The organism is Marivita sp., assembly GCF_020055635.1.
GTDB lineage: Bacteria > Pseudomonadota > Alphaproteobacteria > Rhodobacterales > Rhodobacteraceae > Marivita.
Genome location: NZ_JAIPUT010000006.1, coordinates 132062 through 150914 on the forward strand (window position 1 = coordinate 132062; position 18853 = coordinate 150914).

General features: G+C 62.9%; 16 protein-coding genes. 12 read left to right on the forward strand and 4 right to left on the reverse strand.

From position 1 onward, the window contains the following. Positions 1-16 precede the first annotated feature (16 nt). The gene (locus tag LCF60_RS05270; protein WP_292290180.1) at positions 17-967 is read right to left on the reverse strand and encodes an MBL fold metallo-hydrolase; all 951 of its coding nucleotides are present in this window, start codon (positions 965-967) and stop codon (positions 17-19) included. Positions 968-1290: 323 nt separating this feature from the next. Here LCF60_RS05270 and LCF60_RS05275 point away from each other — a divergent pair, with 323 nt between their 5' ends. Then, entirely contained in the window at positions 1291-1569 is a 279-nt protein-coding gene (locus LCF60_RS05275; protein WP_292290182.1) for a hypothetical protein, read from the forward strand. Between the two features lie 6 nt (positions 1570-1575). Here the strand turns inward: LCF60_RS05275 and LCF60_RS05280 are convergent, their stop codons facing one another. Further along, positions 1576-2202 (reverse strand): L,D-transpeptidase, encoded by a 627-nt coding sequence (locus LCF60_RS05280; RefSeq protein ID WP_292290183.1) that lies wholly within the window; start codon positions 2200-2202, stop codon positions 1576-1578. Between the two features lie 337 nt (positions 2203-2539). Between LCF60_RS05280 and LCF60_RS05285 the strand changes: the two genes are divergently transcribed. From LCF60_RS05285 to LCF60_RS05315, 7 genes are all read left to right on the forward strand, one after another. After that, positions 2540-3571, forward strand: coding sequence for a LacI family DNA-binding transcriptional regulator (locus LCF60_RS05285; protein ID WP_292290185.1), 1032 nt, complete (start codon positions 2540-2542; stop codon positions 3569-3571). A gap of 87 nt (positions 3572-3658) precedes the next feature. Further along, the gene (locus tag LCF60_RS05290) at positions 3659-4966 is read left to right on the forward strand and encodes a sugar ABC transporter substrate-binding protein (RefSeq protein ID WP_292290187.1); all 1308 of its coding nucleotides are present in this window, start codon (positions 3659-3661) and stop codon (positions 4964-4966) included. Between the two features lie 118 nt (positions 4967-5084). Further along, a complete protein-coding gene (locus LCF60_RS05295; RefSeq protein ID WP_292290188.1) occupies positions 5085-5951 on the forward strand; it encodes a sugar ABC transporter permease in 867 nt (288 codons plus the stop codon). Positions 5952-5964: 13 nt separating this feature from the next. After that, positions 5965-6795 (forward strand): carbohydrate ABC transporter permease, encoded by an 831-nt coding sequence (locus LCF60_RS05300; RefSeq protein WP_292290196.1) that lies wholly within the window; start codon positions 5965-5967, stop codon positions 6793-6795. A gap of 47 nt (positions 6796-6842) precedes the next feature. Further along, the gene (locus LCF60_RS05305) at positions 6843-7847 is read left to right on the forward strand and encodes an ABC transporter ATP-binding protein (protein ID WP_292290197.1); all 1005 of its coding nucleotides are present in this window, start codon (positions 6843-6845) and stop codon (positions 7845-7847) included. Continuing rightward, positions 7844-8617 (forward strand): L-iditol 2-dehydrogenase, encoded by a 774-nt coding sequence (locus tag LCF60_RS05310; protein ID WP_292290199.1) that lies wholly within the window; start codon positions 7844-7846, stop codon positions 8615-8617. Before LCF60_RS05305 ends, LCF60_RS05310 begins: the two co-directional genes overlap by 4 nt. Further along, complete coding sequence (locus LCF60_RS05315; protein WP_292290201.1) at positions 8617-10104, forward strand: mannitol dehydrogenase family protein; 1488 nt, start codon at positions 8617-8619, stop codon at positions 10102-10104. Before LCF60_RS05310 ends, LCF60_RS05315 begins: the two co-directional genes overlap by 1 nt. A gap of 138 nt (positions 10105-10242) precedes the next feature. Here the strand turns inward: LCF60_RS05315 and LCF60_RS05320 are convergent, their stop codons facing one another. Continuing rightward, the gene (locus tag LCF60_RS05320) at positions 10243-10803 is read right to left on the reverse strand and encodes a TetR/AcrR family transcriptional regulator (protein ID WP_292290202.1); all 561 of its coding nucleotides are present in this window, start codon (positions 10801-10803) and stop codon (positions 10243-10245) included. Between the two features lie 135 nt (positions 10804-10938). Between LCF60_RS05320 and LCF60_RS05325 the strand changes: the two genes are divergently transcribed. The 4 genes from LCF60_RS05325 to LCF60_RS05340 all read left to right on the forward strand — a co-directional run bounded on the left by LCF60_RS05325 (position 10939) and on the right by LCF60_RS05340 (position 16389). After that, positions 10939-11817: an SDR family oxidoreductase gene (locus LCF60_RS05325; RefSeq protein ID WP_292290203.1), complete on the forward strand. Its 879-nt coding sequence runs from the start codon at positions 10939-10941 to the stop codon at positions 11815-11817. Positions 11818-11876: 59 nt separating this feature from the next. Next, positions 11877-12299: a cupin domain-containing protein gene (locus LCF60_RS05330; RefSeq protein ID WP_292290204.1), complete on the forward strand. Its 423-nt coding sequence runs from the start codon at positions 11877-11879 to the stop codon at positions 12297-12299. 536 nt (positions 12300-12835) lie between these two features. Beyond that, positions 12836-15127 (forward strand): arginine/lysine/ornithine decarboxylase, encoded by a 2292-nt coding sequence (locus tag LCF60_RS05335; RefSeq protein ID WP_292290206.1) that lies wholly within the window; start codon positions 12836-12838, stop codon positions 15125-15127. Between the two features lie 425 nt (positions 15128-15552). Beyond that, a complete protein-coding gene (locus LCF60_RS05340) occupies positions 15553-16389 on the forward strand; it encodes a DUF3883 domain-containing protein (protein ID WP_292290208.1) in 837 nt (278 codons plus the stop codon). Positions 16390-17412: 1023 nt separating this feature from the next. Here the strand turns inward: LCF60_RS05340 and LCF60_RS05345 are convergent. Then, the gene (locus LCF60_RS05345) at positions 17413-18681 is read right to left on the reverse strand and encodes a DUF6538 domain-containing protein (protein ID WP_292290209.1); all 1269 of its coding nucleotides are present in this window, start codon (positions 18679-18681) and stop codon (positions 17413-17415) included. Positions 18682-18853: the final 172 nt, after the last annotated feature.

Consider the following 18853-nt stretch of genomic DNA (forward strand, 5'->3'; position numbering starts at 1 on the left):
GGCCGGGCGGCCCGATTTATGCCTGCAACGCCTCCCACATCTCGAGATCGCGCTGCGCCGTCCAGATCCGGGGCGTGTCGATGCCGCGCGCCTCGTCATAGGCCCGCGCGACGTTGAACGGCAGGCAATGCTCGTAGATCGCATAATCCTTGAACTTCGGGTCGCAGACGTCGCGCACGGCGTCCCAGACGTCCTTCAGGCTGCCGCCCCGCCCTGCCACCTGCTTGGCCGGGCGATAGGTGCTGTCGACGAAATCCCGCGTGTTCATCAGGGCCGCGTCCACCATCTCGCGCCCCACAAGGGCATCGCCGCGGCCCGGCGCGATGGAGTGCGGATCATAGGCCTTCACCGCGTCAAGCGTCTTGCCCCAATCCTCGAAATGCCCGTCGCCGCAATAGCAGGCCGAGTGGTATTCCACGATGTCGCCGGTGAACATGGTCTGCGCGTCCGGCACCCAGATCACGCTGTCGCCCGCCGTGTGCGCTCTGCCGATCTGTTTGATCTCGACCTTGCGGTTGCCAAGATAGACCGTCATCTGGTCGCTGAAGGTCGTCGTCGGCCAGGTCAGACCGGGGATCGACTCGTGGCCTTCGAAGAGGCGCGGAAAGCGCTGGAATTCGCTGTCCCAATCCTCTTGCCCCCGCTCGACCACCATCGCGCGCGCCGCGTCCGACATGATGACCTGGGGCGCCTGAAAGGCGCTTGCCCCCAGCACGCGCACCGCATGGTAATGTGTCAGCACGACATGGCTGATCGGCTTGTCCGTCACCGACCGCACGCAGTCGATCACCTTGTTGGCCAATCGCGGCGTCGCCTGCGCCTCGACGATCATAACGCTGTCATCGCCGATGATGACCCCCGAATTCGGATCCCCCTCGGCGGTGAAGGCATAGAGCCCCTCCCCGATCTCTGTGAACGAGATTTTCTTTTCGGTCATATCCGCCTGCGACGCGAATGCCTTTGCCATTGCCAGCCTCCCAATCCTGTCGATGCCACCCTAAAGCGCAGGACCCCCGTGCCAAGGGCCGATCTGCCCCCTTCGCCGCAAGAATTTCATTGCACTTGCAACGAACTTTTTATCCTCCTGCCCGAAGAGCTTGTCAAATGGGATCTGGAAATGCCAAGCGCGGCCAAAGGGGGGGGGGACGCCGCATCTGTCGCCGACAAACCACCACCCCACCGACTGCGGCACCGTTGCCATGCTTGTCGCGCGGTCGTTTGCGTGGGCTTGCGGCCCTTGCCGGGGAATGCAACCGTATGGCGACCAAAGACCACCGGAGTGAACACGCGATGACCAGACCATTGGCTTTTGTTGCAGGCCCCCTGATGCTCATGGGCCTGGCGGCCTGCGAACCGGTTCAGACCGGCGGCGGCGCGGGGATGTCTAGACCGGCAAACGTGCCCGAGTCGGTTGCGTCGATCGCAGCGCCCTATCAGGATCTGACGACGGCGCGGATCCGGCCCGATGATGGCTGTTACTGGTACACGCATATCGGACCGGTCGAGACGACCGAGCTGCCCCTGCGCACCGCAAATGGCAACCCGATCTGCACCCGACCGACCAGTTAAGACCCGTTAGAGCGTGCCGCCCTCTGTGGGGTAAAGATAGGCGGTCACACCCGTGTCCACCTCTTCGTAGAGCGCGTTGATATGCGGCATCACCATGCGCACACAGCCCGAACTGGCGCGGGTCCCGATCGACCGCGGGGCCGGGGTTCCGTGAATGCGCAGATAGGTGTCGCGGTTGCCGACGAAGAGATACAGCGCGCGCGACCCCAATGCATTGTCCGGACCAGGAGGCATCCCGTCTTCCCAGCGCGCGTATTTCTCGGGTTCGCGCTCGATCATCGCGGGCGTCGGGGTCCATTGCGGCCACTTGGCCTTGCGGCGGATCGTGTAGACGCCGGGTTCGTAAAGCCCATCGCGCCCGATGGCGACGCCATAGCGCATCGCGGTGCCGTCGCCCTGAATGTGATAGAGGTAGCGCGCCACGGCATCGACATGCACGTCCCCCGGCGTGAGATCCGGATTGGCCTGCACACGCGTGGGCAGAAACCTCGGATGCAGCCCCCAGGGGTTGCTCGTGTCCAGATCGAAATTCGAGGGTGTGACCTGTGCATCCCACGTGTCCCAGTCGCCGGGCGCGGCGAGGGCCGGGCGGACAAGCGCGGGCGCGGCCAAGGTAGAGAGAGCAGCAAGCATGAAGCGTCGAGTAACCATGTAAAACCTTTCAGACATCCTGAATACCAGCGCAAGGACCGCCCCCCAGAGACGCCCCCAGAGACGTCCTGCGCGCAACGTTGAGAACAAAACCTTCAAAGCAGCCGCAGGTTCAACGCTTTACGCAACGTTCACGACATTTTGTCCCCGACTGAGGTGCCGATGCTGCGGTTGCAAAGCGTTTTTCAAGAAATCGACGGGTCGCGGCAAGGACATGCGGAAACTTGACGTAAACGCGCGCCAAACCGCAAAATACCTTTACGCGCGCCAATTAACTGTGGCTTAAATAGACACGACACCAGCCTTGGAAAGGGTCCGCATGCAGCCGCAGAAGGTCAAGACGATGGAGGAATTCGCCGCCCTGAGCGGCATCTCCCGGCCGACTCTCTCAAAATTCTTCAACGATCCCGCCAGCGTACGGGCGACGACCCGCGAACGGATCGAAACGGCGCTAGAACGGTTCGACTACACGCCCAACGTTTACGCGATAAACCAGAACAGGAAATTGACCAAGAATATCGGAATCGTCGTGCCGTACCTCGCCGATCCGTTCTTTGCCGAGATCGCCCGAAGCCTCGAACAACGGTGCATCAATGCCGGGTATCGCCCGACGCTCTACAGCGCCCATGGCGACCAGGGCCTGGAAAACGACATCCTCGACAGCCTGCGATCGCTCAAACCCGCCGGGGTTCTGCTCGCGGCCCTGGGGCGCCTGTCGGACCGCTCCAAGATCGAAACCTTCTGTGCGGATGTCCCGACCGTCCTTTTCGACTCCTATCTCGAAGGGGTGGGCGAAGCCTTTGTCGGGTCCGACAATTTCAGCTTCGTGTCGCAAAGCGTCGAATACCTGTGCCGCACCGGAGAGCCACCCTGCTTTTTCGAGATGCGCCATCCGGCGAACCCCAACGCCAACAAGCGCCGCACCGCCTATCTCGAGATGATGGATCGGCTTGGAAAGGATCCGCAGGTGATCAAGATCGACGGCGAAGGCTGGGCCTTTGAAGAGATCGGACGGCGAGGAGCGCATCGCGTGCTCGAGGAAAACGGCCTGACCACGGACACTGTCCTGTGCAGCAACGACCGCCTGGCCATCGGATTTCTGGCCGCCTGTTACGAACGCGGCCTGCGCGTCGGGCGCGGCGACGGATGTGCGCTGCGCGTGGCATCTCATGACGACCATCCGTTTTCCCGGTTCACCTGCCCGGCCCTGACGACCGTGGCGCATGATTACGATGCGGTTTCGAATCGCAGCGTCGAAACGTTGTTCGAACTGATCGAAAACGGCGGAAGGCTCCCTGCCCGGACGGAAACGCTGTTTCCGGCGCGGCTGGTTTTACGTGCCTCCGCATAAACTTAACGCGCGTTAAATTTTAAATTGACACGAGGTAATTTTTTGTTAGCCTTCCTGACACTACATCCAACTTCAGGGAGGAAAAGGATGTCTATCAAGCGCGTACTCGGCGCCTCAACGGCGCTTACCCTATGCTCTGCCGCAGCTTTCGCACAGGACACCACGATCACCATCGCCACTGTCAACAACGGCGACATGATCCGGATGCAGAGCTATACTGACACGTTTACCGAACAGACCGGCATCGCCGTCGAATGGGTGACTCTCGAAGAAAACGTGCTGCGTCAGCGCGTCACCACCGACATCACCACCAACGGCGGCCAGTTCGACATCATGACGATCGGCATGTACGAAACCCCGATCTGGGGCGCCAATGACTGGCTCATCCCGTTGAATGACCTTTCCGAAGACTACGATGCCGAAGACATCCTGCCCGCGATGCGCAACGGCCTTTCGCATGACGGCACGCTTTATGCCGCGCCCTTCTATGGCGAATCGTCGATGGTCATGTACCGCACCGACCTGATGGAACAGGCCGGGCTGGAAATGCCGCAAGCCCCGACATGGGAATTCATCCGCGAAGCGGCGGCGGCCATGGATGATCCCGAGAACGACATCAACGGCATCTGCCTGCGCGGCAAGGCCGGATGGGGTGAAGGCGGGGCCTTCATCACCGTGACCGGCAATTCCTTCGGTGCCCGCTGGTTCGACGAGGACTGGACCGCCCAGTTCGATCAGCCGGAATGGAACGAGGCGCTGACCTTCTTCGTCAACCTGATGAACGATTACGGCCCCGAGGGCTATGCCACCAACGGCTTCAACGAAAACCTGTCGCTGTTCCAGCAGGGCAAGTGCGGCATGTGGATCGACGCGACGGTTGCCGCGTCCTTCGTGACCAACCCGACCGACTCCACCGTGGCCGACAGCGTCGGGTTCGCCCTGGCGCCGAACAAGGAAGGCATCGACAAGCGCTCCAACTGGCTCTGGGCCTGGGCCCTGGCGATCCCGGCCGGCACCCAGAAGGAAGACGCGGCCAAGCAGTTCATCGAATGGGCGACGTCGAAAGAGTATATCGAGCTCGTTGCCGCCAATGAGGGCTGGGCCAACGTCCCGCCGGGTGCACGCACCTCGCTCTACGAGACCCCCGAATACCAGGAGGTCCCGTTTGCCGCCATGACGCTGGAATCGATCAAGGCAGCCGACCCGAACAACCCGACGGTCGATCCGGTGCCGTATGTCGGCATCCAGTTCGTGGCGATCCCGGAATTTGCGGGCATCGCGACCCAGGTGAGCCAGGAATTCTCGGCCGTCTACGCGGGTCAGCAGAGCGTGGACGAAGCGCTCGAGAAGGCGCAAGCCATCACCACCGAAGAAATGGAAGCCGCAGGCTACTGAGGCATCCTCCCGGCTGGGGTGGGCAAGCTTGCCCGCCCCACGCTACCCTTCATGACAACAGACTTTCGTTCCCACCCGCGGTCCGCATGCGACCCGCGCAACAAAGGCAATTTGCGTCATGGCTACCCAACACTCCCGATCCGCTGCGCGCCTGATGATGGCCCCTGCCGTGATCCTGCTCATGGGCTGGATGCTGGTGCCGCTGACGATGACGATCTACTTTTCCTTCAAGCGCTACCTGCCCCTGCGCGGTGGCGATCTGGGCTGGACCGGATTTGACAATTACGTCCGCTTCGTGACCTCGACGGCCTTCTGGCCATCGGTTCAGGCAACGCTGGTGATCGTGGGCGGTGTTCTCGTGATCACGGTTGTCCTGGGCATCCTTCTGGCGATGCTGCTCGACCAGCCCATGTGGGGCCAGGGCGTTGTCCGCATCCTTGTCATCGCGCCGTTCTTCGTGATGCCGACGGTTTCGGCGCTGGTGTGGAAGAACATGTTCATGGATCCGGTCAACGGATTGTTCGCCCATCTGTGGCGCTTTTTCGGGGCCGAGCCGATTGCCTGGCTCTCCGAGGCGTCGATGACCTCGATCATCATGATCGTGTCCTGGCAATGGCTGCCCTTTGCGACGCTGATCCTGCTGACCGCCATCCAGTCGCTTGACAGCGAACAGCTCGAAGCCGCCGAAATGGATGGCGCGCCGCTGCTCAAGAAATTCTACCACATCATCCTGCCGCATCTCGGACGCGCGATCACCATCGTGATCCTGATCCAGACGATTTTCCTGCTGTCGATCTTCGCCGAGATCTTCGTCACCACCGGCGGCGCCTTCGGCACCCGGACGCTCACCTACCTGATCTTCCAGCGCGTGCTGGAAAGCCAGAACGTGGGGCTCGGATCGGCCGGCGGGGTCTATGCCATCATCCTTGCCAATATCGTTGCCATCTTCCTGATGCGCATCGTCGGCAAGAACCTGGACGCGTGAGGAGGACCTGACCATGGCACGCGCCGTATCGACACAACGCAAGGCACTGAACACCACGGTCGCATGGACGATCGGTCTGCTGATCTTCTTTCCGATCCTCTGGACCATCCTGACCAGCTTCAAGACCGAAGCCCAGGCCATCGCCAGCCCGCCGATCTTCATCGGCTTCGACTGGACACTCGAAAACTACGCGGTGGTGCAGGAGCGCTCGAACTACATGCGCTTCCTGTGGAATTCGGTGATCATCGCCGGGGGCTCGACCATCCTGGGCATCATCATCGCGGTGCCTGCGGCCTGGTCCATGGCCTTCGTGCCCTCGAAACGCACCAAGGACATCCTGCTGTGGATGCTCTCGACCAAGATGCTGCCAGCCGTCGGTGTGCTTTACCCGATCTACCTTCTGTTCATCCAGATGGGGCTTCTCGACAGCCGGGCGGGACTGGTCGTCGTGCTGATGCTGATCAACCTGCCGATCATCGTCTGGATGCTCTACACCTATTTCCGCGAAATCCCGGGCGAGATCCTCGAGGCCGCGCGGATGGACGGCGCGTCGCTGCGCGAAGAGCTGCTTTACATCCTGACCCCGATGGCGGTGCCCGGCATTGCCTCGACGCTGCTGCTCAACTTCATCCTCGCCTGGAACGAGGCCTTCTGGACGCTCAACCTGACCGCCGTGGACGCGGCCCCGCTGACCGCGTTCATCGCCAGCTATTCCAGCCCCGAGGGACTGTTCTTCGCCAAGCTCAGCGCGGCCTCCACCATGGCCATCGCGCCGATCCTCATCCTTGGCTGGTTCAGCCAGAAGCAACTTGTCCGCGGCCTGACCTTCGGCGCGGTGAAATAACGCCTGCCCTCGGCAAGCCGCCAGGGCAACCAAAAGGACCATACCCAATGGGACGCATTCAACTCAAGAAAGTGACCAAGAGCTTCGGTGAAGTCGAGGTCATCCCGCCGCTGGACCTGACGATCGAAGACGGCGAATTCACCGTATTCGTCGGCCCCTCGGGCTGTGGCAAATCCACCCTGCTGCGGCTGATCGCGGGTCTTGAGGACATCACCTCGGGCCATATCGAGATCGATGGAACCGACGCCACCAATGTCCCGCCCGCCAAGCGCGGCCTTGCCATGGTGTTCCAGTCCTACGCGCTCTATCCACATATGTCCGTGCGCAAGAACATCGCCTTTCCGCTGCGCATGGCGAAACTGGACCAGGCCGAGATCGAACGCCGCGTGAACGGCGCAGCCGAGGTGCTGAACCTCACCGACTACCTTGACCGTCGCCCCGGCCAATTGTCCGGCGGCCAGCGCCAGCGCGTCGCGATCGGACGGGCAATTGTGCGCGAACCCGCCGCGTTCCTATTCGACGAACCGCTGTCCAACCTCGATGCGGCCCTCCGCGTCGGCATGCGGCTCGAGATTTCCGAACTGCACAAGCGCCTGGAAACCACGATGATCTACGTGACCCACGACCAGGTCGAAGCGATGACGATGGCCGACAAGATCGTCGTCTTGCGGGCCGGAAACATCGAACAGGTTGGCTCGCCGCTCGACCTGTACCACAGCCCCCGCAACACCTTTGTCGCCGGGTTCATCGGCTCTCCCAAGATGAACCTCTTCGAAGGACCCGAAGCGCAGAAGCGCGACGCGCATACCATGGGGGTCCGCCCCGAACATATCACCGTGTCCGACAGCGACGGACTGTGGTCCGGCGTTGTGGGCGTCGCCGAGCACCTGGGGTCCGACACGTTCTTCCACATCCACGAAACCGGGCTGGCCGACACCATCACCGTGCGTGTCGATGGCGAGGTCAGTTTCAAACACGGGGACCGCATCCATCTGACACCGCGCGAGGATGTCATTCACCGTTTCGACGGGAAGGGATTGAGGCTCGCATGAAACGACTGGACGGAAAGACGGCGCTGATCACCGGCGCGGCGCGCGGCATCGGCCTGGCCTTCGCCAAGGCCTATGTGTCCGAAGGCGCGCGGGTGGCCATTGCCGATATCGACATCGACCGGGCCACGCTGGCGGCGAGAGAGATCGGCGAGACCGCGATTGCCGTGAAGATGGACGTCACAGACCAATCCAGCATCGACAGCGCCGTGGCGCAGACCGCGCAGGCTTTCGGCCGGATCGACATCCTGATCAACAACGCGGCCCTGTTCTCCGCCGCTCCGATCGTCGAGATCGACCGCCGGGACTTTTCCCGCGTCTTCGACATCAATGTTGCCGGCACGCTCTTCACGCTCCAGGCGGTCGCACGCCACATGATCGACAAGGGCATCAAGGGCCGGATCATCAACATGGCCTCACAGGCGGGCCGCAGGGGCGAACCGCTGGTGGCGGTCTATTGCGCCACCAAGGCGGCGGTGATCTCGCTGACGCAATCGGCGGGGCTCAACCTGATCGAACACGGCATCAACGTGAACGCGATCTCGCCCGGCGTGGTCGATGGCGAGCATTGGGACGGCGTCGATGCCTTCTTCGCGAAATACGAAAACAAGGCCCCCGGCCAGAAGAAGGCCGAGGTCGGCGCAGCCGTTCCCTATGGCCGCATGGGGACGGCCGAGGATCTGACCGGCATGGCCGTGTTCCTCGCCAGCGACGAGGCCCGCTACATCGTCGCCCAGACCTATAACGTTGACGGCGGTCAATGGATGAGCTGATGAGCAAAAAGACTGTCCAACTATCCCGCGAAACGCTGCGCCACCTGCCCGAAGACATTTCGCGGCCCCGCTACGGCGCAGCCGACCTGTCGCCCGGCATCGTGCATATCGGTGTCGGCAATTTCCACCGCGCGCACCAGGCCTGGTACCTGCACCGGCTGATGCAACAGGGGCAGGCCCGCGACTGGGCGATCATCGGCGGCGGGGTCAGACCCGGCGATGCAATCATGCGCGACAAGCTTTGCGCGCAGGATTGCCTGACCACCCTGATCGAACTGCGCCCCGACGGCACCTCGGCGGAAATCTGCGGCGCGATGATCGACTTCCTGCCCGTGCAGGACGACAACGCCGCCCTGATCACCCGGATGGCCGACCCGACGACACGCATCGTGTCGCTGACCGTCACCGAGGGCGGATATTACGTCAACCCGTCCAGCGGCGCCTTCGATGCCGGGCATGACGACATCCTCCACGACGTGCAGCATCCCGACGCGCCGCGTACCGCCTTCGGCGCCATCGTGACGGCCCTCGCCCTGCGGCGCGCCTCCGGGGCCGGGCCATTCACCGTTCAAAGCTGCGACAATCTGCAAGGCAATGGCACCATCACGCGCGCCGCCGTGGTCTCCTTGGCCCGCCTGCGCAGCCCCGACCTTGCCGACTGGATCGACCGGACATGCAGTTTCCCCAACTCCATGGTGGATTGCATCGTCCCGGCGACCGGCCCCGCCGAGATCGCCAAGGCCCGCGCCCTGGGCATTGAAGACGCCGCGCCCGTCACCCACGAGAATTTCCGCCAATGGGTCATCGAGGACGATTTCTGCGCCGGCAGGCCCGACTGGGATCGCGTCGGGGCCACCTTCACCGACCAGGTGCACGCCTACGAGACCATGAAGATCCGCCTCCTCAACGCCGGCCACCAGGTTCTTGCCAATGCCGGCGAGCTGCTTTCCGTGGAAACGATCGCCGACTGCATGGCGCATCCGCAGATCTCGGCCCTGTTCGGCAAGGTCGAACGCGAGGAAATCGCCCCCTATGTCGCGCCGGTGCCCGACATGACGCCCGAGGCATATATCGCCCTGATCGAGGCCCGTTTTTCCAACCCCGCGATCCATGACACGGCGCGCCGTGTCGCCTTCGACGGCTCCTCGCGTCATACCGGTTTCGTGCTCCCGATCCTCCGCGAGGCGCTTGCCGCAGGAGGCCCGGTAGACGGTCTCGCACTCGTCGAGGCCCTCTGGGCCCGCATGTGCGCCGGAACCCGCGAAGACGGATCAACCATCGCCCCCAATGACCCGAACTGGACGGCCCTGACCGCCGCCGCACACACCGCCCGCCAGCGGCCCGCAGCCTGGCTCGAGCAGCGCCATATCTATGGCAGCCTCGCGGAAAACCCGATCTTCGCCACGTCCTTCGACCGCTGGCTGGACATGATCTGGACCAGGGGCGTGCGCGCCGCGCTCGAAGCCTATATCACGCCGACACGGTAACAGGCCGCCCGCCGGGGCAAAGCGCCGTTCCCGCCGATGCGCGCAACAACGCCATTTCCCGCAGGCGCAAGACCGACTGGGCTTGACGCATGACTCGGGTCTTCTCCGTCGGGCGCAGTCCGGGACCGGGTCTTCGGGTCATGGGCGGGTGAACACCGACAACGCGAGGGCCATCATCTCGCGGATGCGGGCCGGATTTTCGCCGGAGGCACGTTGTGTGATGGCAAGCGCGATCTGCTCGCCGAGGTATTGCGCCCCGGCGTCGACCGACAGCCCGTCGGGCCAGTCCCCGGCATCGCGACAGGACTGAAGGAACGCGACATATGCCGCCTGTGCCGCGGCGTCGATCTCTTCCACCCGCACCCGCGTTTCCGGACCAAGCCGGTGCTTGCCCGCACGCATCTTGTAGAACAGGCAGCCGGTTTCCATGCGCGGATCGTCGCTGGCAAAGTCGATCAGCGCATCGAGCGTGCCCCGCAGCCTCATCCCGCCCTGCAGGATCACGAAAATCTCCGACAACACTTGTTCGGCATACCGGTCTAGCACCGCGCGCGAAAGCCCATCCTCGCTTCCGAACTCGCGGTAGAGCGAGGGCTTCGAGATGCCCGCCATCTGACAGATCGCGTTGACCGACACATCGGCCGGATCGCTTTGCCAATACGCGGTCATCGCGACGTCCAGCACATTTTCGGCGTTCATCTTGCGCGGCCGGCCGCGCGCGGGTTTCGGTTTATCAGCGCCCATTTTGTTACCAACTGGTAATTTATTCCTTGACGGCATGCGTCGGATATTCGTACCACTTGGTAACACACCTTGCAACCACGAGAGCGAAACATGGCAGAAACAGGAAGAACAGTGGTCATCACGGGGGCCAGCAGCGGCTTCGGCGCAGCGGCGGTGCGCGCCTTCGCCGATCGCGGAGACCGGGTCTGGGGCACGATGCGCGATGCCGACGGGCGCAACGCGGCCAGGAGGGCTGAACTGGAAGCCTACTCCCCCCGCATCGCCATCGCCGAGATGGACGTCACCAGCGATACTTCGGTGGCCGAGGGCTTCGCCCGCATCCTCGCCCATGGACCCGTCGACATCCTGATCAACAACGCGGGCATCATGTATATCGGCCTGACCGAGGCCTACAGCGTCGCGCAGGCCCATGAGCAGATGGACACCAATTATTTCGGTGCAATCCGCGCGATGCAGGCCGTGCTGCCGTCGATGCGCGCGGCCCGGTCAGGCCTGATCGTCAACACCAGTTCGATTGCCGGGCGCGTATCGGTGCCCTTCTTCGGCACCTATTGCGCGACGAAACACGCGCTCGAAGCCTACAGCCAGAGCCTGCGCTACGAGGTGGCCACCTTCGGCATCGACGTGGCGCTGGTCGAGCCGGGACCATTCCCGTCGAACCTGCTCGCCGCCGGAAAGCCCCCTGCGCATGAGGATGTCCTGTCGTCCTACGGCGACCTTGGCAGCGTGCCCACCACCATGATTTCGGGTTTCGCAGACATGCTGGCCAGCGATCAGGCCCCGGACCCACAACTTGTCGTCGACGCCTATCTCGCGCTCGCCGACGCGGCACCCGGCAAGCGCCCGACCCGTACGGTCGTCGGCATCACCTGGGGCGTCGACGAGATGAACGCCTTCACCCAGCCGCGCCAGGACGCGCTGCTGAAGGAAATGCAGCTCGACACCGTTCTGGGCGGCGCCGACGCCTGACAGCTCCGTCCACCAAACCCCTGTTTTCAAGACAACCCGCAACCGAAAGGACCATTGAGATGATGAAGACCCTGATCGCCGCAGCCGCGGCTGCCCTGATGACGACAGCCGCATTCGCCGAGAGCCATGCTCACGGCGAACACCATGTCGCCCTCGCAAACGTGGAATGGATCGATGCGCCCATCCCCGGCGTGCAACTGGCGCTGGCCTGGGGCGATGACGCCACCGGCGCGGCCTGGCTGTTCAAGATGGATCCGGGCGTCGCGCTGCCGATGCACACCCATACCCACGACTACTGGGGCCTCAGCATCTCGGGCGCATGGGTGCATATCGAAACGGACGGCACCGAAGTCCCGACCGTGCCCGGCGACTATTCCCTGGTCGAAGGCGGCGTCGCGCATGCCGACCGCTGCGACAGCGACGTCCCCTGCATCGGCCTGCTCGCCTTCACCGGGCCGCGCGATGTCGCACTGGCGGAATAGACCCCCGACGCAAAGCCGGCGCCGCGTTGTCGTGGCGCCGGGCAAGCGCATCCTGCGCTGATCGGGGTTGCGGCTGCAAGGCGTCTAGACGTCCGGCCGCGTCGATCATGGCCGGTGTTTCCCGGCTCCCACGCCGAGCGAAAACGCAAGACCAGTCAATCGCGACTGGCGTCACGCACGGAAAGCCACCGTCATTGTCCCCCGGTCCGGTGACGTATCGCGCAGCCGCACCGGAAAGCGTTGGCCGCACTTGACGAGCCGGGCCGAGGTCGCGCGTGGAACGCATCGTGCCCGACAATGGCGCGTTTGTGGTCTGAGCTGCGCTGGGTCGAGCGGACGATCAGCGGCTTGCCCGACCGTCGCGCAGCGCCTTCAGATTGTCGGGCGCGCCTGAGCAATTGACTTCGACCCTTGACCCTGCGCCCGGCAACAGGAATACCTTGTGGGGACGCGCAGAGTGTTTTCGGGCAGAGGCATGGGCCCCCATTCAACATGCTGCGCCGCCTGTCAATCACAGCACCCCCGAGGTTTGTTCCATGAAGTTCCGCTTCCCCATCGTCATCATCGACGAAGATTTCCGCTCCGAGAACTCATCGGGCCTTGGGATCAGGGCAATGGCCGAGGCGATCGAACAGGAAGGGTTCGAGGTGCTCGGCGTCACCAGCTATGGCGACCTGTCGAAATTCGCCCAGCAGCAGTCCCGCGCCAGCGCCTTTGTGCTGTCGATCGACGATGAAGAGTTCAGCCCCGGCCCCGATCTCGACCCGGCGGTGGTGAACCTGCGCAATTTCATCGAGGAGGTGCGCTGGAAGAACGAGGATGTGCCGATCTACGTCTACGGCGAGACCAAGACCAGCCGGCACCTGCCGAACGACATCCTGCGCGAATTGCATGGTTTCATCCACATGTTCGAGGACACGCCGGAATTCGTCGCCCGCCACATCATCCGCGAGGCCAAGGCCTATCTCGAAGGCATCCAGCCGCCCTTCTTCAAGGCGCTGCTGGATTACGCCGAGGACGGATCGTATTCCTGGCACTGCCCGGGCCATTCGGGTGGCGTCGCCTTTCTGAAATCGCCCATCGGTCAGATGTATCACCAGTTCTACGGCGAGAACATGCTGCGCGCCGACGTCTGCAATTCGGTCGAGGAACTGGGGCAACTGCTGGACCACAACGGCGCCATCGGGGCGTCCGAGCGCAACGCGGCGCGCATCTTCAACGCCGATCATTGTTTCTTCGTGACCAACGGCACCTCGACCTCGAACAAGATGGTGTGGCACCACACGGTCGCCCCCGGCGACGTGGTGGTGGTGGATCGCAATTGTCACAAGTCCATCCTGCACAGCATCATCATGACGGGCGCCGTGCCGGTGTTCCTGAAGCCGACGCGCAATCATTGGGGCATCATCGGCCCGATCCAGCAAAGCGCCTTCGAGGTCGACGCGATCAAGGCCAAGATCCGCGCGAACCCGCTATTGGACGGTGTCGATCCCGACACGGTGAAACCGCGGATCATGACACTGACGCAATCGACCTATGACGGCGTGCTCTACAACACCGAGACCATCAAGACCCTGCTGGACGGCTATGTCGACAACCTTCATTTCGACGAAGCCTGGCTGCCCCATGCCGCGTTCCACCCGTTCTACGGCAATTTTCACGCGATGGGGCGCAAGCGCGACCGGCCGAAACATTCGGTGACCTACGCCACCCAGTCGATCCACAAGCTGCTGGCCGGCATCAGCCAGGCCAGCCATGTCCTTGTCCAGAACAGCCAGGGCACGCCGCTGGACCGTCACCTGTTCAACGAGGCGTACCTGATGCACACCTCCACCAGCCCGCAATACAGCATCATCGCCAGCTGCGACGTGGCCGCCGCGATGATGGAGCCGCCGGGCGGCACCGCCCTTGTCGAGGAAAGCATCGAGGAGTCGCTGAACTTTCGCCGGGCCATGCGCAAGGTGGACGAAGAGTACGGCGAGGACGATTGGTGGTTCAAGGTCTGGGGTCCGGACGACCTGTCCGAAGAGGGCATCGGCAGCACCAAGGACTGGATCCTCAAGCGGACCGATGCAGACGGCGTCCAGGCCTCGGACGGCGAGGACAGCTGGCACGGCTTCGGCGACATGGCGCCGGGATTCAACATGCTCGACCCGATCAAGGCGACGCTCATCACCCCCGGCCTCAGCCTCGACGGCCGGTTCGACGAGTCCGGCATCCCGGCCTCGATCGTCACCAAGTATCTTACCGAACATGGCGTGGTGGTGGAAAAGACCGGGCTTTACAGCTTTTTCATCATGTTCACCATCGGCATCACCAAGGGCCGCTGGAACACGCTGCTGACAGCGCTGCAACAGTTCAAGGACGACCACGCCAAGAACCAGCCGATGTGGCGGGCGATGCCCGAATTCTGCCTCAAGCACCCGCGCTATGAAAGCATGGGGCTGCGCGATCTGTGCGAACATGTCCATAAGCAATACGCGCGCCACGACGTCGCCATCCTGTCGACCGAGATCTACCTCAGCGATCTGGAGCCTGCAATGAAGCCGAGCGAGGCCTATTCCCATATCGCGCGGCGCACCACCCAGCGGGTGCCGATCGACCAGCTCGAGGGGCGCATCACCACCAGCCTCGTCACGCCCTACCCGCCTGGAATTCCCCTGCTGATCCCCGGCGAAGTGTTCAACGGCAAGATCGTCGATTACCTCAAGTTCAACCGCGAATTCGCGCGCCAATGCCCGGGCTTCGAAACCGACATTCACGGCCTGGTGCAGGAAACGGGCGAGGATGGCGAAGTGCAATATTTCGCCGATTGCGTGGTGCAATAAGGATATGACGCGCGCAGTATCGGCCGGTCCCTGATTATCGACTTCCGCGACGGGCCCCGAACGGACCAGCTTCGCGCTCCTCGCCCCGTCACGCGCCTTGGTAGTCAATCAGCACCGAAAATTGCCCCCCGATCGGCGTCCAAAACCGCCGCCGTCCGGCACAACGGTAGCTGGCCCGATGCGGTGTAGCCGCGAAACAGCGCAGCCGCGCCGGGCCAGCGGAGTTCCGGTAGTGTCTCGACGTGTTCGCGCTTGATCAGATTGAGAGGGGTCTTGTGTCCCACCGGACCATAGCAGCCCGGATTCACAAGCTTCCGCCAAAGACACGAGGCTTGTTGACCCGAATCCGAAGTCTTTGCGCCGCCCGCGAACGACAATGCGCAGCGACCAACGACATCAGACAGACCTTCCCCTAGCTTGGCTCAATGTCGAGCCAAGCGTGGACAGATGCCGAGAATGACCTGATCGTCGCGGACTACTTTGCGATGCTGGCGAACGATGTGGCAGGCCGTCCCTACGACAAGGCGGAGCATCGACGGCAGCTTCTGCCGCACCTCAACGACCGCTCGGACGGGTCGGTCGAGTTCAAACATCAGAACATCAGCGCTGTGCTCAAGGGGCTCGGTGAGGTCTGGATCACCGGGTACAAACCGGCGTTCAACTTCCAGACCAGCCTGGTCGACGCAGTCGCACGATGGCTGGCTATTAACTCTGGCTGGACGCACCGCACCCTTTCTTCCCGGCGAGTTGATGGCATGGCCGAGGCGGCGGAACTCTGGGTCGGGCCTGCACCGACTCTGACCAACCAGCCCCCGCCCGACGAGCTCGAGCAGATGCTCCACATCGCCAAGAAATTCGACGTGGCCGCGCGGGATGAACGCAATCGTGCCCTTGGCAAAGCTGGGGAGGAACGTGTCCTAAAGCACGAGCGTGACACGCTGACTGCAGCGGGGCGGGAGGACTTGGCGCGGCAAATTCGCTGGGTGTCCGAAGAAGACGGCGATGGCGCGGGTTATGATATTGCCAGTTTTGATGCAGACGGACGGCAGCGTCTCATCGAGGTGAAGACCACAAACGGGTGGGAACGCACGCCGTTCCATGTCTCGCGCAATGAACTTGCAGTGGCAGATGAACGGCACGAGGAATGGTGCTTGTTTCGCCTTTGGAACTTCGCACGAACGCCCAAGGCTTTCGAGTTGCGCCCACCGCTTGATGCGCATGTGTCGCTCACGGCGACCAGCTTTCAAGCCAGCTTTCACTGAATTGTTTTGACGAGACATGGCCTGAAAGCAGCGCATCAATGGAGCGCGAGATAAAAGGGGTGCCGCATTCGGCCCGCAACTGGTTGTTGTGTCTGACTTTATTCAGCCGCACCCCTCTACGCGATGCGGCAAAAATAGGGTTAACGCACTGACTTCGCGGGAATAATTCAGCGGCACATTCCCAATGGGCGTTGTTTGGCGGCGTCAAATTCAACGCCAAATCAGATATTCAGGTGCCTATAAGCGGCAAGGGTTGAAGGGTTGCCGTGCGATTTCTTCATCAACATCAGACACCTAGGCACGTGTTGCCGCACCTCTTTTATCTTGCGCTCCCATTGTTGGGCGCAAGATACCATCTCTTGATGCTCGGACTCGTCACCTCGTCTAAAGAGTAGCTGCCAAGAGCGGGTTTTCGCAGTGTGCATACTAGAGGTCTGAAAACACTGCGAAATTGCAGGAAACCTGCACACGACCGATTTGCATGCACGCGAAAACGCTTGTCACGTCAGTGACTTGCGGCATTCGTGGCAGGCGCTTTTATCTTGCCCTTCTTCCTGTTGTCTTCCGCAGCCCTCCGAAACCAGCTCTCGGCGCGCGTTCAAAGCCCCAAGAATGCAGGCTCGGGCGACGCTCCCAGACGCATGAGTCGGGGGCCGGGCGCGACCGCCAAGATGCTCACTTCGGTGCTTCGATTTGAGCCGCGTGTTTGGAGGGCTCCCCATCCGATTTGCACGCTGTTACAGGCCGCTTTACGCGGCGCGTTCGCGCGCCCTGCAAAAGACGCACGCGCCGCCTCATGCTTGTTGGCATGACACGCGCCCGACCTTCACAGCGACGCAATCGCCCGGCCCAACCGGTCGATGCCGCGCGGCTCGAGGCGGCACTTCTGAAGGTGGCCGCGCTGGTTGCCGATGACCCGGCCTTCGCGCCGGTCTTCGAGCGGCTGGAGGTGGAGCTGGCCGCAGCCGTCAAGAAGGAGAAACGGCTGTCGGAAGCGCAGCGCCGGGCGCGGGCGTTGCTGGCTCAGAATGCGATGCGGGCAACAAGTTCTGCGACATGTTCCAGCGACGCGCCCTTGCCATACCGTTCCCGGTCGAGCCGATGACCGAAGAGGTCGCGGCGGATGCGGTCGTCGATCCCGGCGGCAAGCATGCGGTCTTCAAAGGCATGTCGCAGGGAGTACATCGAGTGGCGCGGGGTCTCGAGCAGGCCGTTGGCGCGGAGGAACTTGTTCACAACCGCACTCAGGGTGGCGCGGTTCCGGTAGCGGGGAAAGCCCTCGGGGTACTGCTTGAGGGCTTCCAGCGAGACACCGGACAGCGGGATCACCCGGCGGGCGTAGTGGCTCTTCAACTGCCGTCCCTCCGGTTCGATGGAGATATGGGGAACGTCGCAGTCCAGCCGGATCGTGTCCGCCGTGAGCGCTGCGCCTTCGGAGGGCCGGTAGCCCGTGTTGATCATCCCGAGCAGCAGAGCGCGGGCCTGACCGTTCAACCCGTTCAGCGCGCCTGGGGCGAGCAGGCGCGTCCTGATCCACTCCTCGCTGAATGGCGGGCGCGTCAGCTTCTCGCCCTCCTTGAAGGACAACTCGCCCAGCGGCAGCACCAGTCCAAGCCGCTTCATCATGTTCACGGTCTTCAACACGTCGCCCAGGTGGATCAGATCCTTGTTGGCCGAATTCGCCGTGACCTCGCCTGCCTCGATCCGGTCGAGCCAGTGCTGGCGGAAGTCCAGCATGTCGTCGCGGGTGATGTTGGCAATTTCCTTGTCGCCGACGACCGCGACGAAGTTCTTCACCGCCTTCTTGCGCGGCGCTTCCCAACGGCGCAGCTGGTCCTCGCTCTTGCCGAGGGTCTTTTCCTTGGCGAGGCCCCAGTAGAGCTCCAGTGCCTTCATGACCGACATCCGGGGTTCCGGGGCGGTGCCGAGAAGGGCGGCGGCCTCGATGGCGTCAGGTTGGTTCGCCGGGGCCGGGATCGCCTCGACGCGCTCGACGACTTCCTCAACCGGCAACTTGGCCACCGCCCCCGCATCCAGATACCGAAAGCCGCGCGCCCGGGCGAGGTCGCGCGCCGCTTCGTAGCGCGCCTCCGCATCTTCACTGTTCCCGGCCAGCCGCGCCTCCCATGCCTCGATCATCTGGGACCACGCGCGATCCGCCTTGCTGTGGGCGACCGTCTCCGAGTCGGTATGCAGGCTGATCCAGACCGTTTCACGCGGCTCGACGTTCCGGTACCGGCGCGGGACCCGGCGGCGGAGATGGTAGAGACGGCCTCGTTTCGCGATGCTCATGGCGGAGAAATCCCCCATTTGTGCAGCAAATTGTGTAGCAAAATGTGCAGCAAATCAAGCGGACCAAACACCGCCATCAGCGCGAAAACGCCGAATTCCGCCCTACTATCAGCCTGTTGGGAAGGGTCGTCTTGTGCCCAAAGTGGCGGAGAGACAGGGATTCGAACCCTGG

Bases quoted from the DNA above. Each gene is read 5' to 3' on its own strand.
- LCF60_RS05345 (WP_292290209.1), bottom strand. From the start codon at position 18,681: ATGAGCATCGCGAAACGAGGCCGTCTCTACCATCTCCGCCGCCGGGTC.
- LCF60_RS05285 (WP_292290185.1), top strand. From the start codon at position 2,540: ATGCAGCCGCAGAAGGTCAAGACGATGGAGGAATTCGCCGCCCTGAGC.
- LCF60_RS05270 (WP_292290180.1), bottom strand. From the start codon at position 967: ATGGCAAAGGCATTCGCGTCGCAGGCGGATATGACCGAAAAGAAAATC.
- LCF60_RS05330 (WP_292290204.1), top strand. From the start codon at position 11,877: ATGATGAAGACCCTGATCGCCGCAGCCGCGGCTGCCCTGATGACGACA.
- LCF60_RS05310 (WP_292290199.1), top strand. From the start codon at position 7,844: ATGAAACGACTGGACGGAAAGACGGCGCTGATCACCGGCGCGGCGCGC.
- LCF60_RS05305 (WP_292290197.1), top strand. From the start codon at position 6,843: ATGGGACGCATTCAACTCAAGAAAGTGACCAAGAGCTTCGGTGAAGTC.
- LCF60_RS05295 (WP_292290188.1), top strand. From the start codon at position 5,085: ATGGCTACCCAACACTCCCGATCCGCTGCGCGCCTGATGATGGCCCCT.
- LCF60_RS05340 (WP_292290208.1), top strand. From the start codon at position 15,553: ATGTCGAGCCAAGCGTGGACAGATGCCGAGAATGACCTGATCGTCGCG.
- LCF60_RS05290 (WP_292290187.1), top strand. From the start codon at position 3,659: ATGTCTATCAAGCGCGTACTCGGCGCCTCAACGGCGCTTACCCTATGC.
- LCF60_RS05315 (WP_292290201.1), top strand. From the start codon at position 8,617: ATGAGCAAAAAGACTGTCCAACTATCCCGCGAAACGCTGCGCCACCTG.
- LCF60_RS05335 (WP_292290206.1), top strand. From the start codon at position 12,836: ATGAAGTTCCGCTTCCCCATCGTCATCATCGACGAAGATTTCCGCTCC.
- LCF60_RS05325 (WP_292290203.1), top strand. From the start codon at position 10,939: ATGGCAGAAACAGGAAGAACAGTGGTCATCACGGGGGCCAGCAGCGGC.
- LCF60_RS05320 (WP_292290202.1), bottom strand. From the start codon at position 10,803: ATGAACGCCGAAAATGTGCTGGACGTCGCGATGACCGCGTATTGGCAA.
- LCF60_RS05275 (WP_292290182.1), top strand. From the start codon at position 1,291: ATGACCAGACCATTGGCTTTTGTTGCAGGCCCCCTGATGCTCATGGGC.
- LCF60_RS05300 (WP_292290196.1), top strand. From the start codon at position 5,965: ATGGCACGCGCCGTATCGACACAACGCAAGGCACTGAACACCACGGTC.
- LCF60_RS05280 (WP_292290183.1), bottom strand. From the start codon at position 2,202: ATGCTTGCTGCTCTCTCTACCTTGGCCGCGCCCGCGCTTGTCCGCCCG.